The organism is Nocardioides imazamoxiresistens (genome assembly GCF_032378595.1).
Taxonomy (GTDB): Bacteria; Actinomycetota; Actinomycetes; order Propionibacteriales; family Nocardioidaceae; genus Nocardioides; species Nocardioides imazamoxiresistens.
This window is the reverse complement of the sequence record NZ_JAVYII010000003.1, coordinates 134,024-159,554: the sequence shown is the minus strand read 5'-3', so window position 1 is coordinate 159,554 and position 25,531 is coordinate 134,024. Positions and strand designations below refer to the sequence as shown.

The 25,531-nt window shown below is 73.8% G+C and carries 25 protein-coding genes; 19 read left to right on the top strand and 6 right to left on the bottom strand.

The genetic code is table 11. The features are described 5' to 3' along the window. The first annotated feature begins 142 nt into the window (after positions 1-142). The 4 genes from rpsF (at position 143) to rplI (ending at position 1,977) form a co-directional block, all read left to right on the top strand. Positions 143-439, top strand: coding sequence for a 30S ribosomal protein S6 (rpsF, locus tag RDV89_RS07685; protein WP_315732376.1), 297 nt, complete (start codon positions 143-145; stop codon positions 437-439). Positions 440-560: 121 nt separating this feature from the next. Continuing rightward, positions 561-1,169, top strand: a complete 609-nt coding sequence (locus tag RDV89_RS07680; RefSeq protein WP_315732375.1) for a single-stranded DNA-binding protein — start codon at positions 561-563, stop codon at positions 1,167-1,169. A gap of 107 nt (positions 1,170-1,276) precedes the next feature. Next, a complete protein-coding gene (gene rpsR, locus RDV89_RS07675) occupies positions 1,277-1,513 on the top strand; it encodes a 30S ribosomal protein S18 (RefSeq protein ID WP_315732374.1) in 237 nt (78 codons plus the stop codon). Positions 1,514-1,530: 17 nt separating this feature from the next. Further along, entirely contained in the window at positions 1,531-1,977 is a 447-nt protein-coding gene (rplI, locus tag RDV89_RS07670) for a 50S ribosomal protein L9 (RefSeq protein ID WP_315732373.1), read from the top strand. A 103-nt stretch (positions 1,978-2,080) separates the two neighbouring features. On the opposite strand, the gene RDV89_RS07665 is transcribed toward rplI, so the two are convergent. Next, positions 2,081-3,418: an MATE family efflux transporter gene (locus RDV89_RS07665; protein WP_315732706.1), complete on the bottom strand. Its 1,338-nt coding sequence runs from the start codon at positions 3,416-3,418 to the stop codon at positions 2,081-2,083. Between the two features lie 487 nt (positions 3,419-3,905). Here RDV89_RS07665 and dnaB point away from each other — a divergent pair, with 487 nt between their 5' ends. The 9 genes from dnaB to RDV89_RS07620 all read left to right on the top strand — a co-directional run bounded on the left by dnaB (position 3,906) and on the right by RDV89_RS07620 (position 14,790). Continuing rightward, positions 3,906-6,401: a replicative DNA helicase gene (dnaB, locus tag RDV89_RS07660; RefSeq protein ID WP_438823266.1), complete on the top strand. Its 2,496-nt coding sequence runs from the start codon at positions 3,906-3,908 to the stop codon at positions 6,399-6,401. 5 nt (positions 6,402-6,406) lie between these two features. Next, positions 6,407-7,171, top strand: a complete 765-nt coding sequence (locus RDV89_RS07655; protein WP_315732371.1) for a DUF899 family protein — start codon at positions 6,407-6,409, stop codon at positions 7,169-7,171. Positions 7,172-7,291: 120 nt separating this feature from the next. Continuing rightward, positions 7,292-8,818 carry a fused MFS/spermidine synthase gene (locus tag RDV89_RS07650; protein WP_315732370.1) on the top strand — a complete coding sequence of 509 codons (1,527 nt, stop codon included), beginning with the start codon at positions 7,292-7,294 and terminating at the stop codon, positions 8,816-8,818. Next, complete coding sequence (locus RDV89_RS07645; RefSeq protein WP_315732369.1) at positions 8,815-9,657, top strand: alpha/beta fold hydrolase; 843 nt, start codon at positions 8,815-8,817, stop codon at positions 9,655-9,657. The genes RDV89_RS07650 and RDV89_RS07645 overlap by 4 nt, the downstream gene beginning before the upstream one ends. 217 nt (positions 9,658-9,874) lie before the next feature. Continuing rightward, positions 9,875-10,357, top strand: a complete 483-nt coding sequence (locus RDV89_RS07640; protein WP_315732368.1) for a nuclear transport factor 2 family protein — start codon at positions 9,875-9,877, stop codon at positions 10,355-10,357. Continuing rightward, positions 10,354-11,208 carry an SDR family NAD(P)-dependent oxidoreductase gene (locus tag RDV89_RS07635; RefSeq protein WP_315732367.1) on the top strand — a complete coding sequence of 285 codons (855 nt, stop codon included), beginning with the start codon at positions 10,354-10,356 and terminating at the stop codon, positions 11,206-11,208. The genes RDV89_RS07640 and RDV89_RS07635 overlap by 4 nt, the downstream gene beginning before the upstream one ends. Continuing rightward, positions 11,201-11,986 (top strand): SDR family NAD(P)-dependent oxidoreductase, encoded by a 786-nt coding sequence (locus RDV89_RS07630; protein WP_315732366.1) that lies wholly within the window; start codon positions 11,201-11,203, stop codon positions 11,984-11,986. The genes RDV89_RS07635 and RDV89_RS07630 overlap by 8 nt, the downstream gene beginning before the upstream one ends. Continuing rightward, on the top strand, positions 11,986-13,428 hold the full coding sequence (locus RDV89_RS07625; protein WP_315732365.1) for an FAD-dependent oxidoreductase: 1,443 nt from the start codon (positions 11,986-11,988) through the stop codon (positions 13,426-13,428). The genes RDV89_RS07630 and RDV89_RS07625 overlap by 1 nt, the downstream gene beginning before the upstream one ends. A 39-nt stretch (positions 13,429-13,467) precedes the next feature. Continuing rightward, positions 13,468-14,790 (top strand): MFS transporter, encoded by a 1,323-nt coding sequence (locus tag RDV89_RS07620; RefSeq protein ID WP_315732364.1) that lies wholly within the window; start codon positions 13,468-13,470, stop codon positions 14,788-14,790. A gap of 102 nt (positions 14,791-14,892) precedes the next feature. Here RDV89_RS07620 and RDV89_RS07615 read toward each other — a convergent pair whose 3' ends face one another. Genes RDV89_RS07615 through RDV89_RS07605 form a run of 3 tightly spaced genes read right to left on the bottom strand, consistent with a single transcriptional unit; the run spans position 14,893 to position 17,801 of the window. Next, positions 14,893-15,609 carry an IclR family transcriptional regulator gene (locus RDV89_RS07615; protein ID WP_315732363.1) on the bottom strand — a complete coding sequence of 239 codons (717 nt, stop codon included), beginning with the start codon at positions 15,607-15,609 and terminating at the stop codon, positions 14,893-14,895. Positions 15,610-15,642: 33 nt separating this feature from the next. Continuing rightward, the gene (gene fahA, locus RDV89_RS07610; protein WP_315732362.1) at positions 15,643-16,893 is read right to left on the bottom strand and encodes a fumarylacetoacetase; all 1,251 of its coding nucleotides are present in this window, start codon (positions 16,891-16,893) and stop codon (positions 15,643-15,645) included. Continuing rightward, complete coding sequence (locus RDV89_RS07605; RefSeq protein WP_315732361.1) at positions 16,890-17,801, bottom strand: hypothetical protein; 912 nt, start codon at positions 17,799-17,801, stop codon at positions 16,890-16,892. The genes fahA and RDV89_RS07605 overlap by 4 nt, the downstream gene beginning before the upstream one ends. A gap of 74 nt (positions 17,802-17,875) precedes the next feature. Here RDV89_RS07605 and RDV89_RS07600 point away from each other — a divergent pair, with 74 nt between their 5' ends. From RDV89_RS07600 to RDV89_RS07590, 3 genes are all read left to right on the top strand, one after another. Then, positions 17,876-19,078, top strand: coding sequence for a homogentisate 1,2-dioxygenase (locus RDV89_RS07600; RefSeq protein ID WP_315732360.1), 1,203 nt, complete (start codon positions 17,876-17,878; stop codon positions 19,076-19,078). Positions 19,079-19,169: 91 nt separating this feature from the next. After that, the gene (locus tag RDV89_RS07595; protein ID WP_315732359.1) at positions 19,170-20,198 is read left to right on the top strand and encodes a hypothetical protein; all 1,029 of its coding nucleotides are present in this window, start codon (positions 19,170-19,172) and stop codon (positions 20,196-20,198) included. An 811-nt stretch (positions 20,199-21,009) separates the two neighbouring features. Next, positions 21,010-22,476 (top strand): HNH endonuclease signature motif containing protein, encoded by a 1,467-nt coding sequence (locus RDV89_RS07590; protein ID WP_315732358.1) that lies wholly within the window; start codon positions 21,010-21,012, stop codon positions 22,474-22,476. Between the two features lie 31 nt (positions 22,477-22,507). On the opposite strand, the gene RDV89_RS07585 is transcribed toward RDV89_RS07590, so the two are convergent. Then, a complete protein-coding gene (locus tag RDV89_RS07585; protein ID WP_315732357.1) occupies positions 22,508-23,086 on the bottom strand; it encodes a hypothetical protein in 579 nt (192 codons plus the stop codon). After that, a complete protein-coding gene (locus RDV89_RS07580) occupies positions 23,017-23,613 on the bottom strand; it encodes a hypothetical protein (protein WP_315732356.1) in 597 nt (198 codons plus the stop codon). Before RDV89_RS07580 ends, RDV89_RS07585 begins: the two co-directional genes overlap by 70 nt. Positions 23,614-23,681: 68 nt before the next feature. Between RDV89_RS07580 and RDV89_RS07575 the strand changes: the two genes are divergently transcribed. From RDV89_RS07575 to RDV89_RS07565, 3 genes are all read left to right on the top strand, one after another. Next, a complete protein-coding gene (locus RDV89_RS07575) occupies positions 23,682-24,440 on the top strand; it encodes an MBL fold metallo-hydrolase (protein ID WP_315732355.1) in 759 nt (252 codons plus the stop codon). Between the two features lie 64 nt (positions 24,441-24,504). Continuing rightward, complete coding sequence (locus tag RDV89_RS07570; RefSeq protein WP_315732354.1) at positions 24,505-24,966, top strand: PPOX class F420-dependent oxidoreductase; 462 nt, start codon at positions 24,505-24,507, stop codon at positions 24,964-24,966. Then, entirely contained in the window at positions 24,963-25,502 is a 540-nt protein-coding gene (locus RDV89_RS07565) for a DUF6301 family protein (RefSeq protein WP_315732353.1), read from the top strand. The genes RDV89_RS07570 and RDV89_RS07565 overlap by 4 nt, the downstream gene beginning before the upstream one ends. Positions 25,503-25,531: the final 29 nt, after the last annotated feature.

The window sequence follows — 25,531 nt, the reverse complement described above, 5'->3', positions numbered from 1 at the left end:
CCGACCGACGGGGAGACGGTGGGCACAACCACCGCAGGACGTTCCGCGGCGCCCCCGTGCGCCGGGCCGACCCGCGGTGACGCAGAGCCCTCCTGCCACGGAGAGACCGTGGTCGCCTAGTCCAGAGGAGGTGGAGACCGCTGTGCGTGCATATGAGCTGATGGTCATCCTCGACCCGAACCTCGAGGAGCGGACGGTCGCCCCGTCGCTGCAGAAGTACCTCGACAACGTCGTCGTCAAGGACGGTGGCAGCGTCGAGAACGTCGACGTCTGGGGCCGCCGCAAGCTGGCGTACGAGATCAAGAAGAACGCCGAAGGCATCTACGTGGTCGTCAACCTGCAGGCCGAGCCTGCGACGGTCAAGGAGCTCGACCGGCAGCTGTCGCTGAACGAGTCGATCCTCCGCACCAAGGTCATTCGCCCCGACATCCGCGGCTGATCGCGCCACGGCCCGACCGGGCTGTGGACGAAGGGTCGCCCCGGCGGCCGGCGCACGCGACGATGGGCGCCACACGCCGGGACCGACCCGCGATCGAGCTTGAGAACCACCGAGGAGAGACATGGCAGGCGAGCCGAACATCACGGTCATCGGCAACCTCGTCGACGACCCGGAGCTGCGCTTCACCCCGTCGGGTGCGGCCGTGGCGAACTTCCGGATCGCGTCGACGCCGCGCACGCTGAACCGGCAGACGAACGAGTGGGAGGACGGCGAGGCGCTGTTCCTCTCGTGCGCCGTCTGGCGGCAGTACGCGGAGAACGTGGCCGAGTCCCTGCAGAAGGGCATGCGCGTCATCGTCACGGGGCGGCTCCGGTCGCGTCAGTACGAGACGCGTGAGGGCGAGCGACGCACCTCCTTCGAGATCGACGTCGAAGAGGTCGGCCCGGCCCTGCGCTACCACACCGCGAAGGTGGCCCGTGCGGGCCGCGGCAACGGTGGCGGCGGCGGTGGCGGCAGCTACGGCGGCGGCCAGGGTGGCGGTCAGGGCGGTGGCCAGGGTGGCTACGGCAACCAGGGCGGCGGGCCGCAGCGTTCGTCCGGCCCGGCGGCCGACGACCCGTGGGCCTCGCCCGCTCCCTCCTCCGGTGGCGGCTCGCGCGGCGGCCAGGGTGGCGGCTCGTCCGACCCGTGGGGTGCCCCCGGGGTCGGCAACGACGAGCCCCCGTTCTGACCCGCTGCGCCTGACCGGCGAACACCCACGACGGCCCTCCGGCCGTCCGCACCAACGCGTCAACGATCCCATTCCGGCCCCGGCCGGGCTCTAAGGAGAGCACCACAATGGCGAAGCCCATCATCCGCAAGCCGAAGAAGAAGCAGAACCCGCTGAAGGCTGCCGGCGTCACGACGATCGACTACAAGGACGTGAACCTGCTCCGCAAGTTCATCTCCGACCGCGGCAAGATCCGCGCCCGTCGCGTCACCGGCGTGACCGTCCAGGAGCAGCGCAAGATCGCCATGGCGATCAAGAACGCCCGCGAGGTCGCTCTGCTGCCGTACTCGTCCGCCGGTCGCTGAGAAGGAGCCAGAGAACCATGAAGCTGATCCTGACCCAGGAGGTCGACGGTCTCGGCGCCGCCGGCGACGTCGTCGACGTCAAGCCGGGCTACGGCCGCAACTACCTCGTGCCGCGCGGTGTCGCGGTCGCGTGGACGCGCGGCGGCGAGAAGACCATCGACTCGATCAAGTCGGCCCGCAAGGCGCGCGCGGTGCGCGACCAGGCGCACGCCGAGGAGATCAAGTCCAAGCTGCAGGGCGCGTCCGTGGACGTCAAGGTCCGTGCCGGCCAGGGCGGTCGCCTCTTCGGCGCCGTCACGGTCGCCGAGATCGCCGACGCCATCAAGGACGCCACCGGCGAGTCGATCGACAAGCGCACGATCGTCGTGACCAACCCGGTCAAGACGCTCGGCCCGCACACCGTGTCGGTCAAGCTGCACGACGAGGTCTCCGCCGCGGTGGCCATCAACGTCCAGGCGGCGTGAGCCCCGCGTCTCGCTCGAGACGCACCCCTCGACGGGCCGTCCTCCTCCGGGAGGGCGGCCCGTCGTCGTGCGTGGGGCCGTCCCTGCGCGGGTCCCGGCGCCCTCAGGCCCCGGTGACCATCCACGCCTCGGTGCGGGCCCGGTGCACCAGCACGACGCCGCGCGCGCCCATGAACACGAAGGCGAGCGCGGCCCACACGGCGAGCAGGCTGGGCAGGAGCACCGCGGCGGCCAGCACCGCCGGGGCGTACACGGCCAGGACGGCCACGCCGCCCCACGCCAGGTAGGTGCCGTCGCCGGCCCCGATCAGCACCCCGTCGAGCACGAAGACGACGCCGGCCAGCGGCTGGCCGACGGCGATGACGAGCAGGACGCCGGCCAGCGCGGCCTGCACCGCGGCGTCGGGGGTGAAGAGCCGGCCCAGCCAGGGGCTCGAGGCGGCGAGCACGACGCCCGTCACGACACCGCTGCCGACGCCCCACTGGACCATCCGCCGCGTGGTCGCCCGGGTGCCCTCGAGGTCGCCGGCCCCCAGCGAGCGGCCCGTGAGCGCCTGCGCCGCGATGGCGATCGCGTCGAGGACGAACGCGAGGAAGCCCCAGATCGTGAAGGCGAGCTGGTTGGCGGCCAGGGTCACGGCCTCGTCGCCCTCGACGGCGCGTGCGGCGGCCAGGACGGCGGCGTACGTGGTCACCAGCAGGGCGGCGCGCAGCGTGAGCGTACGCACCAGCAGCGGCACCGCCGCGCGGCCCGCGGCCCGGATCCCCCGCAGGTCCGGGCGCAGGGAGGCGCCGTGGCGCCGAGCGCCGCGGGCGACGACGACCGTCAGGGCCACGGCGCACAGCACCTGCGCCACGACGGAGCCCAGCGCCGCGCCCGCCACGCCGAGGGCGGGGAAGGGGCCGAGCCCGAAGACCAGCAGGAAGTTGAGCGCGGCGTTGAGGGCGTTGCCGAGGACGGCGACGACGAGGGGCGTACGCACGTCCTGCAGGCCGCGCAGCACCCCGGTCGCGGCCAGCATCACCAGCAGCGGGGTCACCCCGAGCAGCGCGATCTGCAGGTAGGTGACGCCGAAGTCGCTGACGCGCTCGCCGGCGCCGAACGCCCGCACCAGCGGGTCGGCCAGCGGCACGCCGACCGCGGTGGCGACGACGCCGATACCGACGGCGAGCCAGATCCCGTCCACGCCCTGGGCCAGCGCCCGACGCAGGTCGCCGACGCCGAGGAGCCGGGCGACGGCCGCGGTCGTGCCGTAGGCCAGGAAGACGCACAGGCCGACGACCGTCTGCAGGACCACGGCCGCGATCCCGAGACCGGCGAGCTCGGCGGTGCCCAGGTGGCCGACGATCGCGGCGTCGGTGAGGAGGAAGAGGGGCTCGGCGACGAGGGCCAGGAAGGCCGGGACCGCGAGCCTCAGGATCTCGCGGTCACGCTGCTGCAGCACGTCGGCAATCTAGACCGCGGCGGTGATCTGCGGCGAAATCTGGACAGGGGAGCGGGCCTGTGTGTAAAGGGGCCGGATCTGTGTACAGCGTTCGCCGGAACGGCGGCGGGCGGGCCTCGGCGTGTCGTGGGCCCGGCGTCGCGAATCCACAGGCCCGGAGTTTCTGTCCACACGGTGCGGAACAAGTCTTCCCAGGTCAGCGGGGTGGAGACCGCGCGGCCGCTGCAATTCCCACAGCTTCATCCCCAGCCAGGGACAGGCGTCCCGCGTGTCGTCCACCGACCTCGGCCAGTTATCCACAGGACCTGTGGACAGGGTGGTGTCGCGCGCTGCTGCGGACACGTAGTTTCGGCCCCCGACCCGCGCGTGCGCGAGCGGTCGGCAGCGGCGCTGTCGGACCCCGCGCCTAGCGTGCGGGCACGGCGGCGCCGACGCGTTCCGGGAGCGGCGGCCGCGGCCAGACGAGGAGGAGACCAGGGTGAGCGTGACCGATCGCGACACGGACTTCTCGGCACCCCCGCCGGACGAGTGGGGCGACGGTCCGTCGCCGTACGAGCCGGGCGAGGCACCGCCCCAGCGCGCCGGCGACCGGACCCCTCCGCAGGACAACGCGGCCGAGCAGTCGGTCCTCGGCTCCATGCTGCTGAGCAAGGACGCGATCGCCGACGTCGTCGAGTCGGTGCGGGGCACGGACTTCTACCGCCCGGCGCACGAGTCCGTCTTCGACGCGATCATCGATCTCTACGGCCGCGGCGAGCCGGCCGACCCGGTCACCGTCGCCGCCGAGCTGCAGCGCCGCGGCGAGCTGCAGAAGGTCGGCGGGGCGCCCTACCTCCACACGCTGTCGGCCAACGTCCCGATCGCGGCGAACGCGGGCTACTACGCCGAGATCGTCCGCGAGAAGTCCGTCTTGCGCCGTCTCGTCGAGGCGGGCACCCGGATCGTGCACATGGGGTACGCGGGGGAGGGCGAGGTCGACGACATCGTCGACGTCGCGCAGGCCGAGGTCTTCAAGCTCGCGGAGAAGCGCTCGGGCGAGGACTACGCGCCGCTGGCCGACATCATGGAGGGCGTCCTCGACGAGATCGAGGCGATCGGCAACCGGGAGGCCGGCGTCTACGGCGTGCCCACCGGGTTCGCCGACTTCGACGAGCTCACCAACGGCTTCCACGGCGGTCAGATGATCGTGGTCGCCGCCCGTCCCGCGATGGGCAAGGCGCTGGCGCTCGACACCCCGCTGCCGACCCCCTCGGGTTGGACGACCATGGGCGAGGTGCAGGTCGGCGACCTGCTGGTCGACGCCGCCGGCCGCCCGACCAGCGTGGTCGCCGCGACGGACGTGCTCGTCGGCCACGCCTGCTACGAGGTCGAGCTGTCCGACGGTTCCCGCGTGGTCGCCGACGCCGGGCACCAGTGGGTGACGCAGACCCGAGCGCCGGGTGAGGACGGCTGGGCCCCGGCGACGGTCACGACCGAGGAGATGGCCGCGACGCTGCACGTCGGCGGTCGGCCGAACCACGCGATCGTGACCTCGGCGCCGCTGGTCGGCGAGCCGGCCGACCTGCCGATCGGGCCGTACGCCCTCGGTGCCTGGCTCGGGGCCGGTTTCGAGACCGCCGCGCGGATCCGGGCCGGCGGTCCCGAGGTGCCGCTGCTCGTCGAGGCCGAGGGCTACGAGGTCGTCGCCCGCGGCGGCGGCGTGCACGCCGTCTCGGTGCCGCAGCCCGAGCCGGTCGAGGGGCGCTGCGTCTCGTGCGGTGCCGAGCACCGCGGGCTGCGGGCGCACTGCCAGGGCTGCTGGACCCGTCACGGCTCGTTCACCGCGCTGCTGCGCACCGCGGGGCTGCTGGGGTCGCGGCACGTGCCGGCGGCCTACCTGCGCGCGTCCGAGGCGCAGCGCCGCGCGCTGCTGGCCGGCCTGCTGGACACCGTCGGCGCGGTCGTGGAGGGCGGTGCCTGCCGTCTGCCGTTCGCGGACGAGCGGATGGCGGACGGGGCGCACGAGCTGGTCTCGTCGCTGGGCTACGCCGCGCGGCGCTCGACCGAGCACTTCTCCGCCGGCCCCGACGACGACATCGTCACCGTGCACGACGTGGTCTTCACGGCCGCGGACGACGTGTTCCGCCTCGAGCGCAAGCACCTCGAGCACAAGGAGCACCGGCCGGCGCCCACCGCCGGGGTCGGCCGCCGCGAGGTCGTGGCCGTGCGGCGGGTGCGCAGCGTGCCGGTGCGGTGCGTGCAGGTCGACAACGACGAGCACCTCTACCTGGCCGGCCGCTCGATGGTGCCGACCCACAACTCGACGCTGGCGCTGGACTTCGTGCGCGCCGCCTCGATCCACAGCAACATGACCAGCGTCTTCTTCAGCCTGGAGATGAACCGCTCCGAGATCACCATGCGTCTGCTATCGGCCGAGGCGCGCGTGCCGCTGAACCACATCCGCAACGGCGCGATGACCGACGACGACTGGGCCAAGCTCGCGAAGAAGATGGGCGAGGTCTCCAGCGCGCCGGTCTTCATCGACGACAGCCCGAACATGACGATGATGGAGATCCGGGCGAAGGCCCGGCGGCTCAAGCAGAAGCACGACCTGCGGCTGATCATCATCGACTACCTGCAGCTGATGAGCTCGGGCAAGAAGGTCGAGAGCCGCCAGATCGAGGTCTCGGAGTTCTCCCGGCAGATCAAGCTGCTGGCCAAGGAGCTGGACGTCCCGGTGATCGCGCTCTCGCAGCTCAACCGTGGCTCCGAGCAGCGTGCCGACAAGCGGCCGATGGTCAGCGACCTGCGTGAGTCCGGCTCGATCGAGCAGGACGCCGACATGGTGCTGCTGCTGCACCGCGACGACGTCTACGAGAAGGAGTCGACCCGCCCCGGCGAGGCCGACCTCATCATCGCCAAGCACCGCAACGGGCCCACGCGCGACATCGTCGTCGCGTTCCAGGGCCACTACTCGCGGTTCGTCGACATGGCGCAGTAGGAACGATGAGTCCCGACCCCTTCGCGGGTCCACCCACCATGGCCTCCACCGCTTCCGCGCTCCCGCCCGTCGTCGACCGCGCCGCCTGGCAGGAGCGGGTCGACGCGTTGCGCGAGCGCGAGAAGGCGCACACGCGCGAGGGCGACGCGATCGCCGCGGAGCGGCGTCGGCTGCCGATGGTCGAGGTCGACCCGGCGACGCCGGTCGTCGGGGCCGCCGGGGAGGTGCCGCTGCTGGAGGTCCTCGAGGGGCGCAGCCAGCTCTTCGCGGCCTTCGCGATGTGGCACGACGTCACCTTCGCCGTGCTGTGCGAGGGCCCGTTCGACGCGAGCGACCGCTACCGGCGCTTCATGGGGTGGGAGATGCCCTGGTACGCCGTGCCCGCGGCGTCCGTCGACACCCTCGTCGCCGGGCGGCACTTCGGGATGCGGGTCTGCTACCTGCGCGACGGCGACCGGGTCTTCGAGACCTACTGGACGACCGCGCGCGGCTGCGAGCACATGGGCAGCGCGTACGCGATGCTCGACATGACGGTCCACGGGCGCCAGGAGGCGTGGGAGGACTCACCCGCGGGGTGGCCCCGACGCTTTCCGACGACCACGTCCTCGCAGATGCGCACCGACGCCGACGGACGTGCCGCCGAACGGCCCGGTGGCCGTCCGATCCCCCAGTGGGCGCGGCTGGCCGCGGGCCACGACGACGACCTGGGCGCCGACCCGGCCGACGCCCCCGCGGACCACGCCGCCGGCACCGGACCCTGCTGCCGCTGAGCCGGGTCGGGCGGGCCGCCCGACGTCCGGGGACGTAGATTCGACCCGCCCGCCGGGTCCTCCCCGGCCGACCGGGAAGCCCTTCCGGTCGGGCGACGGGCCCCGAGAGGAGCACGACGGATGAGCGCCGGCCCCCGCCAGCTCGGCCCGCGCGCCGCGGTCGCGCTCGTGTTCGGCTCCTCGGCCGCGGTGCTCGTGGTCGAGCTCGTCGCCCTGCGGCTCCTCGCGCCCTACCTCGGGCTCACGCTCGAGACGAACACCCTGGTCATCGGGATCGCGCTGGCCGCGATCGCGCTCGGCTCGTGGGCCGGAGGCCGGCTCGCCGACGTCGTCGACCCGCGCCGCACGATCGCTCCGGCGCTGGCGGTCTCCGGGGTCGCGACCGCCCTGACGCCGTTCGTGGTCCGGGGCGTCGGCGCGAGCGGCGACCCGTTGCTGCTGATGACCGCCGCGGCCGTCTCGATCATCGTGCCCGGCGCGCTGCTGTCCGCGGTCACGCCCATGGTGACCAAGCTGCGCCTCACCGACCTGGCCAGCACCGGCACCGTCGTCGGACGGCTCTCGGGGATCGGCACGGCCGGGTCGATCGTCGGCACCGTCCTGACCGGGTTCGTCCTGGTCAGCCGGGTTCCCGTGAGCTGGATCCTCGTCGGGCTTGGTGTCGCGCTCGCCGTCGCGGCGCTCGCGGTCCAGGTCGGCCTGCGCGTGGGCCGGCGGGGCGCGGTGGCGAGCGGCGTACCCCTTCTGCTCGTCGCTGGCGGCGGCCTCGCCGCGACCGTCGCCCCGGGCGGCTGCGACGCCGAGACGACCTACCACTGCGCGTCGGTGGAGACCGACCCCGAGCGCGAGTCGGGTCGCATCCTGGTGCTCGACGGGCTGCGGCACTCCTACGTCGACCTGGAGGACCCCACCCACCTGGAGTTCGCCTACGTGCAGGCGATGGCGGCGGTGGTCGACACGGCGTACCCGTCCGGGGAGGCGCTGCGGGCGTACCACCTCGGCGGCGGCGGCCTCACCCTCCCGCGCTACCTCGACCACGTGCGGCCCGGCACCGACAGCCTCGTCTCCGAGATCGACGGCGGCGTGCTGGCGCTCGACCGCGAGGAGCTGGGCCTGGAGACCGGCGACGGCATCGAGGTGCGCGTCGAGGACGGGCGGCTCGCGCTGGCCGACCTGCCCGACGCCAGCCGCGACCTCGTGGTCGGCGACGCGTTCGGCGGCGTCAGCGTGCCCTGGCACCTGGCCACCCGCGAGGCGATCGCCGAGGTACGCCGCGTGCTCACCGCCGACGGCACCTACGTCGCGAACGTCATCGACCACGGCGACCTCGCGTTCGTGCGCGCGGAGGTGGCGACGGTGGCCGCCGAGCTGCGCCACGTCGCGGTCCTCGGCGAGCCCGTCGACCTCGCCACCGGCCCCGACGCGGCCCCGGACGGCGGCAACTTCGTGGTCGTTGCCTCGGACGCCCCGCTCGACCTGGCGCCCGTGCGCGCCGCGCTCGGGGAGGGGGACTCGGGGTGGACCACGCTGGCGGGGGCCGACCTGGAGGCGTGGGTCGACGGCGCCGACGTCCTGACCGACGACCACGCGCCGGTCGACCAGCTGCTGGAGCCGTACGCGGCGCCGGGTTCGGGCAGCCGCCGATGACGGCCCGGCGGGCCGACCTCGGTGGCGCCGCCCGCCGCGACGACGGCACGCGGCTGGCCTTCCAGGTCCAGGGCCCCTACGGCGCCCCCGCGCTGCTGCTCCTGCAGGGCCAGGCCAACCACCACGGCTGGTGGGACCGACTGCGCGACGCGTTCGCGCGGACGTACCTCACCATCACCCTCGACTACCGCGGCACCGGCGCCACGACGGTGCCCGAGGCGCTGCTCGACGGCCCGGACGGCTGGTCGACGCCGGAGTTCGCCGACGACGTGGCGGCCGTGCTGCGGGCGCTCGGGCGCGAGCGCGCCCACGTCTACGGCACCTCGATGGGCGGGCGTATCGCCCAGCACCTCGCGGCGGCGCACCCCGACCTCGTCGACCGGCTGGTCCTCGCCTGCACCTCGCCGGGCGGGTCGCTGGCGGTGGAGCGCGACGCCGACGTGCGCCGCGCGCTCGGCGACCCCGACCCCGCGGTGCGTCTGGCCGCGTCGTTCGACCTGTTCTACACACCGGACTGGGTGGCCCGGCACGGCGGCGTCGAGCACGCGCCGCGCGACCTGTTCGGCGACCCGGCCATGGACCCGCGGGCGGCGCGGTGGCACCTGCGGGTCAGCGGTCGCCACGACGCCACCGCGGTGCTCGGTTCGATCGCCGCGCCCACGCTGGTGCTGCACGGCACCGACGACCGGATGACCCCGGCGGTCAACGCCGAGGTGCTCGCCGACGCGATCCCCGGCGCACGGCTGCACCTCGACGAGGACGGCCGGCACGGGTTCTTCGACGAGCACGCCCACGACGTGACGCCGCGGGTGCTCGCGCACCTGTCCGCCGGGTCCTGACGCACCCGGCCGGGCCCCGGCCCCGGCGGGACTCCCGACGTGGACCAGCTCCGTCCCACCACGCCGGGACGTCGCCGCGACGTCGGCGCGCCCTACGTCGGCCGCCCCGCGTCCCACGCGAGCCGAAGCGACGGGTTGACGCACATCACGTGACGTGGCTAACTATGCGTGCCATAAACGCACATGAGGTGCGTATAACGGACACATAGGGAGCGCGATGCAGGCCGATGACGCGGTGGCGTGGCAGATCCACCGGGCGTACGCGCGGCAGAGCCACCTCATCGACGGCGGCGACGCCGTGGGCTGGGCGGCCACGTTCACGGCCGACGGCATCTTCGACTCGCCCTCCTACGCGCGACCGGTGACGGGCACCGCAGCGCTCACGGCGTTCGCCGAGGAGTACGCCGCGGCCGGCCGTGCGGAACGCGTCGTGTCCCGCCACGTCGTCTCCGACGTCGACGTGGTCTCGATCGACGACGCCGGCACGGTGACGGCGCGGGCGTACCTGCAGATCGTCGCCACCGCGCCCGGTGAGCCCAGCCGCCTCCAGCGGCTCACGGTGCTGGCCGACCGGTGGACCCGGGAGGGCGACGCGTGGCGACTCCAGCGCCGTGAGGTCCGCCGCGACGACCGTCCCGACGCCGGCCCGCCCGACCCCCACGACCACCTCGACTCCCCCACGACAGGAAGCGACGCATGACCCTCACCGACACCGCCCACACCGCCGGCACCACCGACGCCACCGACCACCCGGGCCGCGTGCAGGGCGACCTGATGCAGGTCCAGCACCCCGAGCTGCGCGACCGTGTCGCCGTCGTCACCGGCGCTGGACGCGGGATGGGCGCGCGCTTCGCCGCCGCGCTCGCGCGCCGCGGGGTGAACGTGGTCGGGGCCGACATCGACGCGGAGCTGATGGAGCGGGCCGCGAGCGGTCTGCGGCAGGAGAACGGCGGGGTCACGGGGGCGGGCGAGGTGGTCGGCGCCGGCGTCGACGTGCGGGACCGCGACGCCCAGGAGGCACTCGCCCAGACCGCCTTGGACCGCTTCGGGCGCCTCGACATCTGGATCAACAACGCCGGCGTGTTCCCGGAGGCGCCGGTCGAGGAGATCAGCGTCGCGCAGATGCAGACCACCCTGTCCGTCAACGTCGAGGGCGTGCTCTACGGGGCCCAGGCCGCCGCGGCGCGCATGCGGCCGGGTGGCGCCATCGTGAACATGGCGAGCGTCGCCGCGGTCCGGGTACGCCGTGGGCGCGCGGCGTACTGCTCCTCCAAGGCCGCGGTCTCGCACCTCACCGAGTGCCTGGCAGTGGAGCTGGGGGACCGGGGGATCCGCGTCAACGCGATCGCCCCCGGCTTCGTCGACACCGAGATGACCCGCTGGGTGCAGGACGATCCCGCGGCTCTGGCCAAGGCGCTCGACAACGTGCCGCTGCACCGTCTCGGCTCGCCCGAGGAGATCGTCGGACCGATGCTGTTCCTGCTCTCCGACTCCGCGCGCTACGTGACCGGACACGTGCTCGCCGTGGACGGCGGCTCGCGTCATGTCTGAGACCGACGTCGAGCGACCGCGGGTCGTCCTCGTCACCGGCGCGGCCGGCGGAATGGGCGCCACCCACGCGAGCACGCTCGCCGCGGACGGGTGGACGGTCCTGCTCGCCGACGTCGCCGACGCGACCCCGGTGGCGGAGAAGATCGCCGCCGACGGCGGGCGCGCGACGGCCTACCCCCTCGACGTCACCGACCGCGCGGCCTGGGACCGGCTGGTGCAGGAGGTCCGGGAGGAGCACGGGGCCCTGCACGGCCTCGTGAACAACGCCGGCGTCTCGCGCCGCCTGCGTTTCATGGACACCCCGCCCGACGTCTGGTCGCGCGTGATGGCCATCAACGTCGACGGGCCCTTCCACGGGATCCAGGCGTGTGCGCCGCTGATGCGCGACTCGGGGGGCGGCTCGATCGTCAACATCTCGTCGATCGCCGGTCAGATCGGCTACTTCTCGCCGTCGTACTCCACCTCGAAGTGGGCGCTGCGCGGTCTGACCAAGAGCGCGGCCGGCGAGCTGGCGGCGTGGGGCATCCGGGTCAACTCGGTGCACCCGGGCCTGGTCGAGACGCCGCTGCTGGCGGGGTCCGACGGCTTCGTGGCGAGCGCCGTCGCGAGCATCCCGCTCGGTCGGATGGGCCGTGCCGACGAGATCTCCGACGTCGTGCGCTTCCTGCTCGGCGAGGGGTCCACGTACATGTCCGGGGCCGAGCTGACCGTCGACGGTGCGCTCGTGTCCAACGGCACCTACCACCGCATCCTCACCGAGATGGACGGAGAGCTCTGATGGCCGGCGACACCGACTACGACGCCGTGGTGATCGGCGGGGGCGGGGCGGGCCTCGCGGCCGCCGTCTCCGCGGCGGAGCGCGGAGCCTCCGTGATCCTGTTCGAGTCCGAGGGCGAGCTGGGCGGATCCACCCAGCTGTCCGCCGGTCTCTTCACCGCCGCCGCGACGAGCGTGCAGAAGGAGCTCGGGGTCGAGGACACCGTCGACCGCTTCTTCCAGCACTACATGGACCTCAACCAGTGGCTTCTCAAGCCGGGCCTGGTACGCCGCTTCTGCGAGCTCGCCGGCCCCACGCTCGAGTGGATGCTGGACCTCGGTCTCGAGGTGCCCGCCCAGGTCTCCGGCAACGCCCACCAGCCCGGACTGTGCCGTGCCGGCGTCGAGGACGTCTGGCGCGGGCACGTCCCGAAGGACCAGGGGTACGGCCTCGTCCAGGTGCTCGACCGCGCCCGGCGCGCCCACGGCATCGACGCTGTGCTGCACACCCGCGTGGAGCGGCTGCTGGTCGCCGAGCCGCAGGGGTCCGGCCCCGCCCGGGTCACCGGCGTCGTCGCCGACGGCGTCGAGCTCACGGCGGGTGCCGTGGTCGTCGCCAGCGGCGGCCTCGCGCAGGACCCGGCTCTGGTGGAGCGTTGGTTCCCCGACGCCCTGCGGGCCGGCGAGTCGCTGTTCGTCGTGGCTGCCGAGGGCTCGCGCGGCGACCACCTGGCGTACGGCGAGCAGGTCCGTGCCGCCGTCGCCGGCGACGGGTGGGGCCTGATGCTCCCGACCGCCGAGTTCGTCCGCCACCACCACTGGCAGGCGGGCTTCCCGCCTCCGTCGCGGGTGCACGTCAACGGCCAGGGCCGACGGTTCATGGACGAGGACGCCAACTACGCCGTCTCCGGGGGTCTCATCGAGGCCCAGGGCGGGCCCGCCTGGATGGTCTTCGACGAAGCCGCGCGCACCGCGCTGCCGGACGGGTACGCCGACTGGGACGCCGACCGCGTGCTCGAGCTCGTGGGCACCGGCCAGGTGACGCGGGCCGACGACCTGCCCGGTCTCGCCGCCGCCGTCGGCGTGCCCGCCGACCACCTCGTCGCGGCCGTCGAGCGCTGGAACGCCCAGCTCCCGCACGGCAGCGACGTCGACTTCCAGCGCGACCGGACGCTGGCGGCGAAGGGGGTCACGACCCCCCTGGCGCCCATCGCGGTGCCGCCCTTCTACGCGACCTGCGTCCTGCCGACCGAGCTGGTCTGCACCCACGCGGGCCTCGAGATCGACACCTCCGCAGCGGTCCTCGACGTGGCAGCCCGGCCGATCCCGGGTCTGTACGCGGCGGGAGAAGCCGGCGGCGGGGTCCTCGGCAACCGCTACGTCGGCGGCGGCAACGCCGTCGCCAACGCCCTCACCATGGGCCGGCTCGCCGGCCAGTCCGCCGCCGCGGCCCTCGGGCACTGAACGCGGCACACTCGTTCCCACGAAAGACCGGGAGAACCCATGTCCACCACCCACTCGGCGGCTGCGTCCGTCGACGGCGCCAGCGTCCTGGCCAAGGTCAGGCGCTCGATCCTGCCGGCAGCGTTCCTGCTCTACATGTTCAACTACATGGACCGTGCGGCGATCGGCTACGCCCAGCTGGAGATGTCGAGCGACCTCGGCATCAGCCTGGCCACCTACGGGACCGTGGCGGCGATCTTCTTCGTCGCCTACACGGTGCTGGAGGTCCCCAGCAACATCATCATGAAGAAGGTCGGCGCGCGGCTCTGGCTGGCTCGCATCGCCATCAGCTGGGGCATCATCACGATCCTCACCGGGTTCGTGCAGAACACCACGCAGCTCTACATCGCACGCATCGCGCTGGGCGTGGCCGAGGCGGGGCTCTTCCCGGGCCTGCTGCTCTACATGACGTTCTGGTTCCGCACCCAGGACCGCAGCCGCGGCATCGCCGGCTTCTCGCTGGCCCAGCCGATCGCCCTGCTGGTCGGCAGCGTCTCGGCCGGTCTCATCCTGGACCACGTCAACTGGTTCGGGCTGAACTCCTGGCAGTGGGTCTTCATCCTCCAGGGCGCCCCGCCGGTGTTCCTGGGCATCTGGGTGCTGTTCTTCCTCGCCGACCGGCCGGAGAAGGCGCGGTGGCTGAAGAAGGAGGAGGCCGCCTGGCTCGAGGGCGAGATCAGCAAGGAGTACCAGGCCGAGGACGACGGCCACATGTCGCTCGAGCTCGACGCCATGAAGAACCCGCGGATCCTCTACCTGGCGTTCATCAACCTGCTCTACGCCGTCGGTCTCTACGGGATGACGTTCTTCCTGCCCCAGATCGTGGCGCAGCTCAACCCGGGATACTCCTCGACCAACATCGGTCTCGTCGGCGCGATCCCGTACGTCTGCGGAGCGGTGGCGATGCTGCTGGTCGCGCGCTACTCCGACCTCCTCGGCAACCGCAAGCCGATCGTCATGGTCTGTCTCGCGGTCGCGGTGACGGGCCTCGTCGTGACGATGGTCTTCCGCGACACCCCCGCCCTCGGCCTGGTCGGTCTGTGCCTGCTCGCGGTCGGCGTCTTCTCCTACCTCGGCCCGTTCTGGGCCCTGGCCAGCGAGGCGCTCACCCGTGCGCAGACGGCCGTCGGCCTGGCGGTGATCAACTCGATCGCGGCCGCGGGCGGGTTCTTCGGCCCGTTCGTGATCGGCAAGACGGCGGTCGCCGGCGACGTCATCTTCAGCATGATCTTCCCCGCCGTGTGCATGGGGCTGGCCATCGTGCTCCTGATCTTCGTCAAGCCCGCGCAGCAGTCCCCGGCGGCGATCACCGACACCGTCTGACCGACCTCGCTCGCCCGCGGCCCGGCGGCCCCTCATCGGAGGTGGCCGCCGGGCCTACGGCATCTCAGGCGGCATCTCGGGCGGCGTCCTCGGGCGGCGTCCTCAGGCGGAGCGCTCGGCGCCGATCTCGCGCACGGCCTGCAGCACGGGCTCGATCGCGGTGTCGACGACCTCCGGTTGCGCAGTGACGACGTAGATGGCGGCCCGCACGCCCCAGCCGGGCAGCGGGGCCGCGATGCCGTACGCCCCGGGGTTGAGCTCGGCGTACGTCGTGACGTACCCCGCCTCGCGGATGGCGGCGATGCGCTCCGGCTCACGCGGCAGCGGGGGGCCCGAGGCCAGCACGGCGAGGCCGCCGGCGCCGCGGTCGAGCGGGTCGCGGCTGCCCAGGCGGTAGGAGAACCGAGGGCCGTCCGTGGGCGGCTCGGCCACCACGGTGGTCACCGCGGCCTCGCCCGAGGCCTCGACCAGGCACGCCGTGGCCCCAACCTCGCGGGCGAGCACGTGCAGCACCGGCCCGGCCGTCTCCCGCAGGCGTGGCTGGGCGACGGCGCCGAGCTCCGCGGCCGTCGGCCCGACGCGGTAGCGCCCGCCCGAGTCCTTGGTGGCGAAGCCGGTGCGGTCCAGCGACACGAGCAGTCGGCGGGTGATGGAGCGGTGCAGGCCCGCGGCCGTCGCCACCTGGCTCAGTGTCAGGCCCTCCGGGTGCCGCCCCAGCTGCAGCAGCACCGCGAGGCCGCGCTCGAGCGTCTGCGAGCCGTCGCCCACGCCGGGCACCGGTTCGGGGGCCTCGTGACTCGGACCGGACGCGGTGCTCATCGGGGGCTCCTGCGAGGGCGGGGGACGGAGGGGTCAGACAGCGGGCACGATCGTCCCACGGACCTCGCCGAGCGCGATGCGACCCCGCGCGCCGGGCGCGGTGTAGCGCAGGACCACCTCGTCGCCGTCCTCGAGGAAGGTCCGCTCGCGGCCCGCGGCGGTGAACGGCTCGGCGCCACCCCAGGACAGCTCGAGGAACGAGCCCCGCTGGTGCCGCTCGGGCCCGGAGATGGTTCCCGAGGCGTACAGGTCGCCGACCCGCAGCGACGCGCCGTTGACGGTCATGTGGGCCAGCATCTGGGCGGGCGACCAGTACATGTCGCGGTACGGCGGCCGCGCCACCACCTCGCCGTCGAGCTCGACCTCCACCTCGATGTCGTAGCCGCCGGGACCGTCCTCGCGCAGGTACGGCAGCACCTCGGGGTCCTGCCCGGGCAGGGGCACGCGGGCGGCCTCGAGCGCCTCGAGCGGCGTGACCCAGGCACCGATCGACGTGGCGAACGACTTCGCGAGGTTCGGCCCGAGGGGCACGTACTCCCACGCCTGGACGTCGCGCGCGGACCAGTCGTTGACGCCGGTGACGCCGAAGACGGTGGTGCGGAAGTCCGCGGTGCCCACGGGCGTACCCAGCTCGACGCCGCGGCCGACGACGAAGCCCAGCTCCGCCTCGATGTCCAGGCGGGCGCTCGGGCCGAACGACGGCGCGTCCGCGCCGGCCGGGCGGCGTTGCCCGCTGGGCCGGTGGATCGGCGTGCCCGAGACCACCACCGAGCCGGCGCGGCCGTGGTAGCCCACCGGCAGGTGCTTCCAGTTCGGCAGCAGCGGCTCGGCGTCCGGGCGGAACATGCGTCCGACGTTCGACGCGTGGTGCTCGGAGGCGTAGTAGTCGACGTAGTCGGCGACCTCGAACGGCAGGTGCAGGCGTACCGACGCGACGGGGTGCAGCGTCAGCGAGTCCTCGCTGGCCGGGTCGAGCAGCAGGTCGGTGACCCAGGCGCGCACGGCCGTCCAGGTGGTGTGTCCCGCGGCCATCAGGTCGTTGAGGCGGGGTGTGTCGAGCAGCGGCCCGTACGCGGGCGCCAGCGCCTGGGCGGCGGCAGCCAGGTCGAGCACGTGGTCCCCGATCCGGACGCCCACCCGCGCCGGGGCGTCGTCGCCCGGCAGATCGAACACGCCGTACGGCAGGTTGTCGACGTCGTGCAGGCTCCCTGCCGCGCCGGGCACCCAGGTGACGGTTCCCGGGTCGGGGGTGGCGCCGGGGGTGGCGGGGGTGGCGGCGTTCACGGGGTCTCCTCGTCGGTCGGGGTCTCGGGGGCGGTCGGCCGCTCGAGCAGGCCGAGGGCCACCAGGTCGTCGTACGGCTCCGTCACGGAGCACGAGCCGTAGGAGGCGAAGGAGCGGCGCGCGCGGGCGAGCGCGTCGGGGGAGGCGTCGCCGACCGCTGCGGCGACACGGTCGGGCCGCCGCTCGGCCACCGCCTCCCAGGTGGCGTCGAGCGGCGCGCCGTCGGTGGCCAGCAGCGTCGCGAGCAGGACGTTCAGGTAGCCGTGGTGCTCGAACCCGGTGCGGGGGTCGGTGTGGCGCACGGCGTTGTGCAGACCGGCGGTGCACTTGAAGGCGACGCCCCGGGAGACCGCCCCCTCGATCCAGGTGGCGACCTCCCACTCGGAGGGGAAGAGGTCCGCGCGGACGCCGCCGGTGCGGAACTTCATCCGCAGGCCGTGCCGGGCGACGGCGTCGGCCGTGGGCGTCCAGGCGGGGTCGCCGGGGCGGGGCATCTCGACGTAGACGAGCACGCCCCGCGGCGCGGCGGCGGCGATGGTCGGCACGGTGGCAGGGAAGGGCCGGGCGGCCGGCGGCAGCTTGACCTCGAGCGCCGCGAGGTCCAGCCCGTCGGCGGACTGCACCGCGCCCACCGCGTCGGGGACGGCGTCGGGCGACGCGACGACGACACTCACGCGCATCGGGGCGTGGGAGTAGGTCTCGGTGTCCACGAGGCGGGCGACCTCCGGGAGCGCCGGGGCGCCGACCACGAAGGGTCCGACGAGCGGAGCGTGGGGGGCGCGCAGGTGCGCGGCGTGCGCGGTCACGGCGGACGGCAGGGGCGCCTCGCCGGGCGGGAACACGGCCGCGTCGTCGACGAGGTCTCGGAACGCCGCGGGCACGGGGGCGGTCGGCACGGGGATTGACACGTCCTGGAGACTAACCCACTATCTTCTAAATGAGAACGCACATGTTCTGATATCGAACTAACGAAGGGAACCCGGTGGCGTACTACCGACAGGTGGGCTCGGTCCCCCAGAAGCGGCACACGCAGTTCCGCGACGACCAGGGGCGGCTGTACTACGAGGAGCTGATGGGGGAGGAGGGCTTCTCGTCCGACTCGTCGCTGCTCTACCACCGCGGAGTGCCCTCGGCCATCGTGGCCAGCGAGATCTGGGAGCTCGGCGACCAGTCGACCGTGGCCAACCACCCCCTCAAGCCTCGTCACCTGCGGCTCCACGACCTGTTCGACGCGCAGGCGGCGGGCGCGATCGACGCGGTGACGGGGCGGCGGCTCGTGCTCGGCAACGCCGACGTCCGCATCTCGTACGTCGTCGCGGGCGCGGTCTCGCCCTACTACCGCAACGCGACCGGCGACGAGTGCGTCTACGTCGAGTCCGGCGCCGGCGTGGTGGAGACCGTGTTCGGCACGCTGTCGTACCGCACCGGCGACTACGTGATCGTGCCGCGGGCCACCACGCACCGCTGGGTGCCCGACACGACCGACGGGCCCAGCCGCCTCTACCCGGTCGAGGCCAACAGTCACGTCGCACCGCCGAAGCGCTACCTCTCGCGCTACGGGCAGCTGCTCGAGCACGCACCGTTCTGCGAGCGCGACCTGCACGGGCCCGACGACGTGCTGCTCGCCGAGGGCACCGACGTCGAGGTGCTGGTCAAGCACCGCGGCGACGGCCCGGGCGGCATCGTCGGCACGCGCTTCGTGTACGACACCCACCCGTTCGACGTCGTGGGCTGGGACGGGTGCCTCTACCCGTACACGTTCAACATCGAGGACTACATGCCGATCACCGGCAAGATCCACCAGCCGCCGCCGGTGCACCAGGTCTTCGAGGGTCACAACTTCGTGATCTGCAACTTCCTGCCGCGCAAGGTCGACTACCACCCGCTCGCGGTCCCCGTGCCGTACTACCACTCCAACGTCGACTCCGACGAGGTCATGTTCTACGTGGGCGGCGACTACGAGGCCCGCAAGGGCACCGGGATCGGGATCGGCTCGATCTCGCTGCACCCGGGCGGGCACGCGCACGGCCCGCAGCCCGCGGCGATCGAGGCCTCCCTGGGGGCCGAGACCTTCGACGAGTCGGCCGTCATGGTCGACACGTTCCGACCCCTCGGCCTCGGCGAGGCCGGTACGGCCAGCGACGACGGCACGTACGCCTGGGCGTGGGCTGGCCGCAGCCTCTGAGGCCCCGATCCGCCGACCCTCGGCGCGGTGGCGTGCCGCGGATTCCGGGTGCCAGGCGTACGCCCCGGCGCCGCTGGGCAGGGTCGCGCCCGTGTCGCCCCGACGTCTCCTGCTCGTGCTGTTCCCGGTGGTGCTGCTGGGCGCCCTCCTCGTCGCGGCGCGAGCGGGGTTGCTCGGCGCGACGGCGGAGGACGCGGCGGGCGGGACGCCGTGGACCGATGTCGAGACGATGCCCGGGGTGGTCGACGTCGAGGTCGAGCGGTGGAGCGAGGAGGACCCGGCCGTGGGCCCGTTCTACTTCCGCTACGCGATCGCGATGGCCGACGACGCCTCGGCGGGCCAGATCGTCGACGTCGTCGACCGCGCGTTCGCCGAGGGGGAGTGGGTCGGGGCGAAGGAGATCACCGTCTGGCGGGAGAGCGCCGGCGCCGCCCGCCCGCTGCTGCGCTACTCCGGCGACGTCAGCGAGCCCGTCCCCGGCCTGCGCGAACGGATCGGCGACGCGGAGCGGGCGACCAGCGCCCTCGACGCCGTCCTCGGCGAGGGCGGCCACGTCGCGGTGGACCGCTTCGGTCAGCTCGCGGTGGCGCTGGACTCCGCGCGCGACCCGGCGGCGGTGACGGCGTTCCTGGACGAGGTGGCCCAGCATCCCGACCTGTCGGCCGTGGAGCGGTGGGAGGTGGCGTACTCGGCCGAGGCGGTCCCCGTCCTGCGCACCGACGAGGGCGTGACGACCGAGCTGCGGGCCGTCTGGTCGGAGCTGGCGGCGCTGCAGGCGGCCGACGACCTGGTCGTGGACGTGTCGCTGCACGTGGGGCCGGCGCCGGGTCTCCGCCCGGCCGACCCGGCCCGGCGCGGGGAGATCGCGACCGGGGCCGTGCTGGTGGTGCCCGGGGTCGACTCGGCCGAGGACCTCGACCTCGACCGGCACGGGGACGTGGTCCTGCCGAGCGTCGAGCCGTTCCTCGACCTGGTGGCACAGCTGCCGCCGGGGACGCGCTTCGACGCCACCACCGACCGGACCTTCCTGTCGGCCGTCGTCGGAGGTCGCGGCGAGACGTGGGAGGGGCTCGACCAGCGCTGGAACGCCGCCGCCGAGGCGTACCTGGCGGAGCGGTAGCGCCGGCGCGGTCAGCGTGGGGGCGCGGGCCGCCGCTGCTCGCGTCGTCCGAAGGCGATCGTGCAGGCCACGAAGAGACCGACCGTGAGCAGCAGGAGCGCGGCGCCCGCCGACCACGCCGTCGGGGCGCGGGGTCGAGGACGGACAGCGGGGTCGGCGCGGGCGCGACCCGCACGCGCTGCCCCGGGCCCTCCCTGCTGTCGCAGGTGAGGTCGAGGGCCCCGTTGCCCGCCTCGACCCGCTGGCTCGCGGTCCAGGCGCCGATGGCGCCGACGCCGGCGGACCGGGACGCCGGGTCGTCGGTCTCGGTGATCGGGAGGTCGGCACCCGTGGCCGCGTCGGTCGCCGTGCACCGCGGCGCGGCCGTCGCCTCGTCGCTCCAGAGGTCCAGCTCGGCGCCCGCCGCGACGTCCAGGCGGTGCGTCGTGCCGTCGGACGCGAGCGCGGAGCCCTCGGGCCAGGGGTACCCGTCCAGCGAGAACCAGGCGGCGGTCGCCAGCCAGGCGATCGCGGCGAGGGCCAGCGCGGTGCAGCCGCGCGCGAGGTGGTGACGCACGGTCGCGATCCTCGCGCATCGGGGCGCAGCCGGGGGTGAGCACGCGGACTCAGGTCGCGGCTGTTCGTACCGCGCCGGTTGCTTGCCGAGCTGGCACGAGTGGCACGGTTCGGGGCGTCGAGTTGCGGGTTCTGCCGCGGTGCGGGTGGGGGTACGCGCGGGAGGGCGGTCACGTGGCCTGACCTGCGGAGACGTCCTCCACAGATGGGTCCGCGACCCTGGTTAGCGAACGCACGTTCGAGTAGAATTTGGGGTATGGACCAGGGGACCCAGCACCACACGGACAGCCCGTCGCGGGCTGCGCTCCTGGATGCTGCGTCCGATGCGATGCGGGCCCAGCGCGCTGCTGAGGCGGGCGCGTTCTTCGCGGCTGCCGACTACGCCGATGCCCATCTGGATGCTGAGTGCGGGACGTCGACGGTGGGTGACCCGATCGGCCCTTTGGGCATGTGGGTCGACGACGAGGAGTCCCTCGCGGCGGTGCCGGGTGGTGACCGGTGGCTGGCGTACGGCGGACCCGGCGCCCCGCTCGTGTCGGAGTTCGCGGTCCTGGAACTGGTCACCGCGATGGGCCTCAGCCAAGAGGCGGGTCGTGCGCTGGTCGGTGACGCGGTCGAGGTCCGACACCGCCTCCCGCTGATCGCGGCCCGGGTCGCCGCGGGTGGGGTGCAGGTGTGGCGCGCCCGGCGGATCGCCCGCGCGACGCGGACGTTGACGTTCGAGGGTGCGGGGTTCGTGGACCGCAACATCGCCCACGTCGCGCACTCCATCTCGGGGGCGGGGATCGACCGGCTCGTCGCTGAGGCATCCGCGCGGTTCGACCCCGAGACCACCGAAGCCGACCGGGCGGCCGCGGACGCGGGCCGGTTCTTCACGATCGACTTCCGTGCCCGTGAGGCGCTGGGGGTGCACGGTCAGGTCGGCGGCACGGTCGCCGTGTCCGGTGAGCTGGACCTGGCCGACGCGCGTGATCTCGAGGAGGTCGTCGCCCGTGGTGCCGCTGAACTGGCTGCGTTGGGGTCGGGTGAGTCGCTCGACGTCCGACGGGCGATCGCGGTCGGTGAGTTGGCCCGCAAGCAGACCGCACTCGACCTCACCGGCACAGACGACCGTGCGGAGGCCTCATCGGTGGCGGCGCGTCAGGTGGTGCTGCACGTCCACCTGTCGCAGGCCGCGTTGGAGTCGTCGTCGGTCGGGATCGACCCGCTGACCGGCGGCACCGGCATCGACCTCGCGACCGTCACCGCTCCGGGCGTCGGGCTGCGGACGGTGACCGCGGAGCAGGTCCGCGACTGGTGCCGCACCGACAGCACCCAGGTGGTGGTCAAGCCGGTGATCGACCTCGACGAGCGCATCGCGACGCCGAGCTATCGGATCCCCGAGCGGCTCGTCGAGCAGGTCCAGCTCCGCTATCCGACGTGTCGGTTCCCGTTCTGCAACCGGCTAGCGCGGGCCTCCGACCTCGACCACCGCGTCGAATGGCACGCCGGCGGTCGGACAGCCAGCGACAACCTCGTCCCGCTCTGCCGGCTCCACCACCGCGCCAAGACGCACCCCTCACCGCTCAGCAGCGACCCGCCCGGCACAGCCCACCGCGAACACGACCGCCGCTGGCGCTACCGACCCACCCGCCCCGACGAACCACCCGACGGCTTCATCTGGACCAGCCCCCACGGCCGCCGCTACATCGTCACACCCACCGGCACGGTCGCCCTGCCTTGACCTGCTGGGCGCGTCCGTCCGGACCGTCTGCCTAGCGACCGTCGAACGGACGCGTCTCGTCGTGGAACCAGAACGCGACGGATGGGTCCGGCTCGCGGTCCGGGAACTGAAAGATCTCGATCCATGCCGGCATGGGCAGATCGAGCAGGGCGATCCGCTCGGCCATCGCCGGCAGGTCGGCCTCCGGGAAGTCGGGATACATGCTGATCGCCAGCCCCGAGCCGTCGTTGCGCAGGTGGGCGTGCATGAGGCCCGGTATGCCGTTCAACGAGCGCTCCTCGATGAGCCGGTCCGTGCCGGCGCGATCGAAGTTGGCATGGTGCACCACCCACCGGACCGACGGGTGCGCGGCGCGGATCGGTGCGAGCTGCTCCTCGAGGCGGTCCGGGTCCGTGTGCCACACGTGCCAGTCGTCCGTGAGCAGGGCCCGCCACACCCAGGCGAATCCTGGCAGTGGAAGCAGCTCGTGGAACGCATGGGAGGCAGCCTCGGCTTCAGGGCTCGTGGTGTCGTGCTGTTCCGCCGGGGTCAGACCTGCCATCACCGTCCACTCGTCGACCAGCCGCAACCCGTCCGGCGGCGGCACGTAGTGACTGTCGACCACGTGCACGACGCCTCGTCCGCCACTCGCTGCCGGTTCGGGCTCGGGGATCGGGTCGCCGACACCGTCGCGGCGGGTCGTCTCGCGCTCGCGCGCAGCACCGTGTCGGGCCACAGCTCGACGAGGTACTCCTCGTTCGGCTCGTCGACGACGTGGTCGTAGTGCAGCGAGCGGTCCCCGCGCACACTCACGCGCACCCGGTGGGGGCCGGGGCGCTCGGGACGCAGGTGGGGTCCACCCAGCGTCCCGTCGTCCCAGAGCCACGTGACGAACAGGGGGCCGCGCAGGTCGATGCTGACCAGCTCCTGGGCCTCCCACGTGTCGTCGAGGTCGGCCGGCCGGTCGCCGTGGAGCAGCACGGTCACGTGCACCGGACCCGTCGCGCAGCCGGTGTGGACGTACAGGCCGGAGCGCCCCGCCAGGTCGACCAGCATCGCGTCGAACGACGCCTCGGGCTCGGGGTCGTCCTCGGGCAGCAGCATGAGGAGGTGCTCGTCGACGCTCACGACACCGCTGAACCTCACCTGGTCGGCCACGCGCCGCACGCTAGCGCTCCCCGTGGCGCCTGCGCCGGCGATCACCACCGATCGACGACCATCACCCCATGACCCCACCGCGCATCCAGCAGGTCGGCCGCGACGCGTACCTCGTCACGGGCACGGCGGTGAGCTGGGTCGTGGTGCGCGAGGGCCGCGACGTCACGCTCGTCGACGGCGGCTACCCCGCCGACGCCGACCGCCTCGAGGCGTCGCTGGCCGCCCTGGGCCACCGGCCCGAGGACGTGCGCGCCGTGCTCGTCACGCACGCCCACGTCGACCAGACCGGCGGCGTCGTCCGGCTGCACGAACGCCACGGCACGCCCGTGCTCGCCCATCCGGACGAGCTCCCCGGGCTGCGCGGCGAACGCGCCGAGCAGGCCACGCCGCTCGACGTCGCGCGCCGCGCGTGGCGCCCGCGGGTCGCCCGGTGGGGGCTGGCCGTCAGCGCGGCCGGCGCCACCCGGCACCCGCGGCTGCCGGACGCGACGGCGTACGCCCTCGGCGACCCGCTCGACCTGCCCGGCCGCCCCGTCCCGGTCCCGACGCCCGGCCACACGAGCGGGCACGCGGCGTACCTGTTCGCGGGCGGCGTCCTCGCCACCGGGGACGCCCTGGTCACGGGCCACCCGCTGTCCCGGATCGCCGGACCGCAGCTGCTGCCGGACTTCTTCACCCACGACCCGGCCGGCGCGGACGCGGCGCTCGACCGGATCGCGGCGCTCGACGCCGGCGTCCTGGCGCCCGGCCACGGCCCGGCGTGGCACGGCTCGCTCGCCGTCGCGGTCGAGCGGGCCCGCAGGGGTGCCCCGGCCCGGCTCCGCTGACATCCACGCGCCGGGGCCGGCGGCGGCACGCAGGACGCCTGGGCCCCGCTGGCAGGATCGACGCATGCCTCGCACCATCGCCACCACCACCTCCGTCGAGCGCGACGAGCTGCTCGACTTCGTCCGCCCGCGGCACAAGATGCTGCTGCTGACCGAGCGCTCCGACGGCACGCCGCAGGGCTCGCCGGTCACGGGCGGCGTCGACGACGAGGGCCGGATCGTCATCGCGACCTACCCCGAGCGCGCGAAGACCCGCAACGCGCGCCACCGCCCCCGCGCGAGCGTCGTCGTGGTCTCCGACGAGTGGGACGGCCCGTGGGTGCAGGTGGACGGCACCGCCGAGGTGCTCGACGTGCCGGAGGCCCTCGACGCGTTCGTCGACTACTTCCGCACCATCGCGGGGGAGCACCCGGACTGGGACGAGTACCGCCAGGCCATGCTCGACCAGGGCAAGTCCCTGATCCGGATCACGCCCACCCGCTGGAGCCCGGTCGCCACCGGCGGCTTCCCGGCGCGTCTCGCGTGAGCGGGCAGGTGGATCCGCTGCGGCGCGCCGACGCCGAGCAGGTACGCGCCGTGGTCGCCGCGCTGGCGCCGGTCACCTGGCCCGCCGACCGCGGGCTCGTGACGAGGCTGGCCGCCGACCTGGGCTGGACGGTCGAGCGCGAGGGGCTGAGCAACGTGGACCTGCGCACCGGCCTGACCCCGGCCGCGCGGGCCGCGGTCTCCGCGCGCGGCGACACGGTCACCCGGGTGCAGGTCGACCTCGCGGAGCGCGCCGACCGGCGCGAGCCGACGACCGCGGCGCGCGTCGCCGAGGCGTACGCGGCCCTGCTGCCCGAGGTGACCGCCGCGCTCGGTCTCGAGCCCACGCCCGCGGCCCGCCGCGAGGGCCACGAGGCCTGGGACCTGCCGACCGGCGGACGGCTCTCGCTGGAGGCCCTCTCGAGCACGGTCGTGCTGGTGCTGCTGCAGCAGGAGTGGGCGGACGTGGAGCGCTCGGAGGAGGCGTTGGGCATCTCGCCCGACCGCGTCCCGGGGCCCCTGGACGACCTCGCCTGAGCGCCCTAGGGTGACGGCCACCCCCAGGG

What these genes read in the sequence shown, in the direction of transcription:
- RDV89_RS07680 (WP_315732375.1), top strand. Translation starts at nt 561, where the DNA reads ATGGCAGGCGAGCCGAACATCACGGTCATCGGCAACCTCGTCGACGAC.
- rpsR (WP_315732374.1), top strand. Translation starts at nt 1,277, where the DNA reads ATGGCGAAGCCCATCATCCGCAAGCCGAAGAAGAAGCAGAACCCGCTG.
- rplI (WP_315732373.1), top strand. Translation starts at nt 1,531, where the DNA reads ATGAAGCTGATCCTGACCCAGGAGGTCGACGGTCTCGGCGCCGCCGGC.
- RDV89_RS07655 (WP_315732371.1), top strand. Translation starts at nt 6,407, where the DNA reads ATGAGTCCCGACCCCTTCGCGGGTCCACCCACCATGGCCTCCACCGCT.
- RDV89_RS07650 (WP_315732370.1), top strand. Translation starts at nt 7,292, where the DNA reads ATGAGCGCCGGCCCCCGCCAGCTCGGCCCGCGCGCCGCGGTCGCGCTC.
- RDV89_RS07645 (WP_315732369.1), top strand. Translation starts at nt 8,815, where the DNA reads ATGACGGCCCGGCGGGCCGACCTCGGTGGCGCCGCCCGCCGCGACGAC.
- RDV89_RS07640 (WP_315732368.1), top strand. Translation starts at nt 9,875, where the DNA reads ATGCAGGCCGATGACGCGGTGGCGTGGCAGATCCACCGGGCGTACGCG.
- RDV89_RS07635 (WP_315732367.1), top strand. Translation starts at nt 10,354, where the DNA reads ATGACCCTCACCGACACCGCCCACACCGCCGGCACCACCGACGCCACC.
- RDV89_RS07630 (WP_315732366.1), top strand. Translation starts at nt 11,201, where the DNA reads ATGTCTGAGACCGACGTCGAGCGACCGCGGGTCGTCCTCGTCACCGGC.
- RDV89_RS07625 (WP_315732365.1), top strand. Translation starts at nt 11,986, where the DNA reads ATGGCCGGCGACACCGACTACGACGCCGTGGTGATCGGCGGGGGCGGG.
- RDV89_RS07620 (WP_315732364.1), top strand. Translation starts at nt 13,468, where the DNA reads ATGTCCACCACCCACTCGGCGGCTGCGTCCGTCGACGGCGCCAGCGTC.
- RDV89_RS07615 (WP_315732363.1), bottom strand. Translation starts at nt 15,609, where the DNA reads ATGAGCACCGCGTCCGGTCCGAGTCACGAGGCCCCCGAACCGGTGCCC.
- RDV89_RS07590 (WP_315732358.1), top strand. Translation starts at nt 21,010, where the DNA reads ATGGACCAGGGGACCCAGCACCACACGGACAGCCCGTCGCGGGCTGCG.
- RDV89_RS07575 (WP_315732355.1), top strand. Translation starts at nt 23,682, where the DNA reads ATGACCCCACCGCGCATCCAGCAGGTCGGCCGCGACGCGTACCTCGTC.
- RDV89_RS07570 (WP_315732354.1), top strand. Translation starts at nt 24,505, where the DNA reads ATGCCTCGCACCATCGCCACCACCACCTCCGTCGAGCGCGACGAGCTG.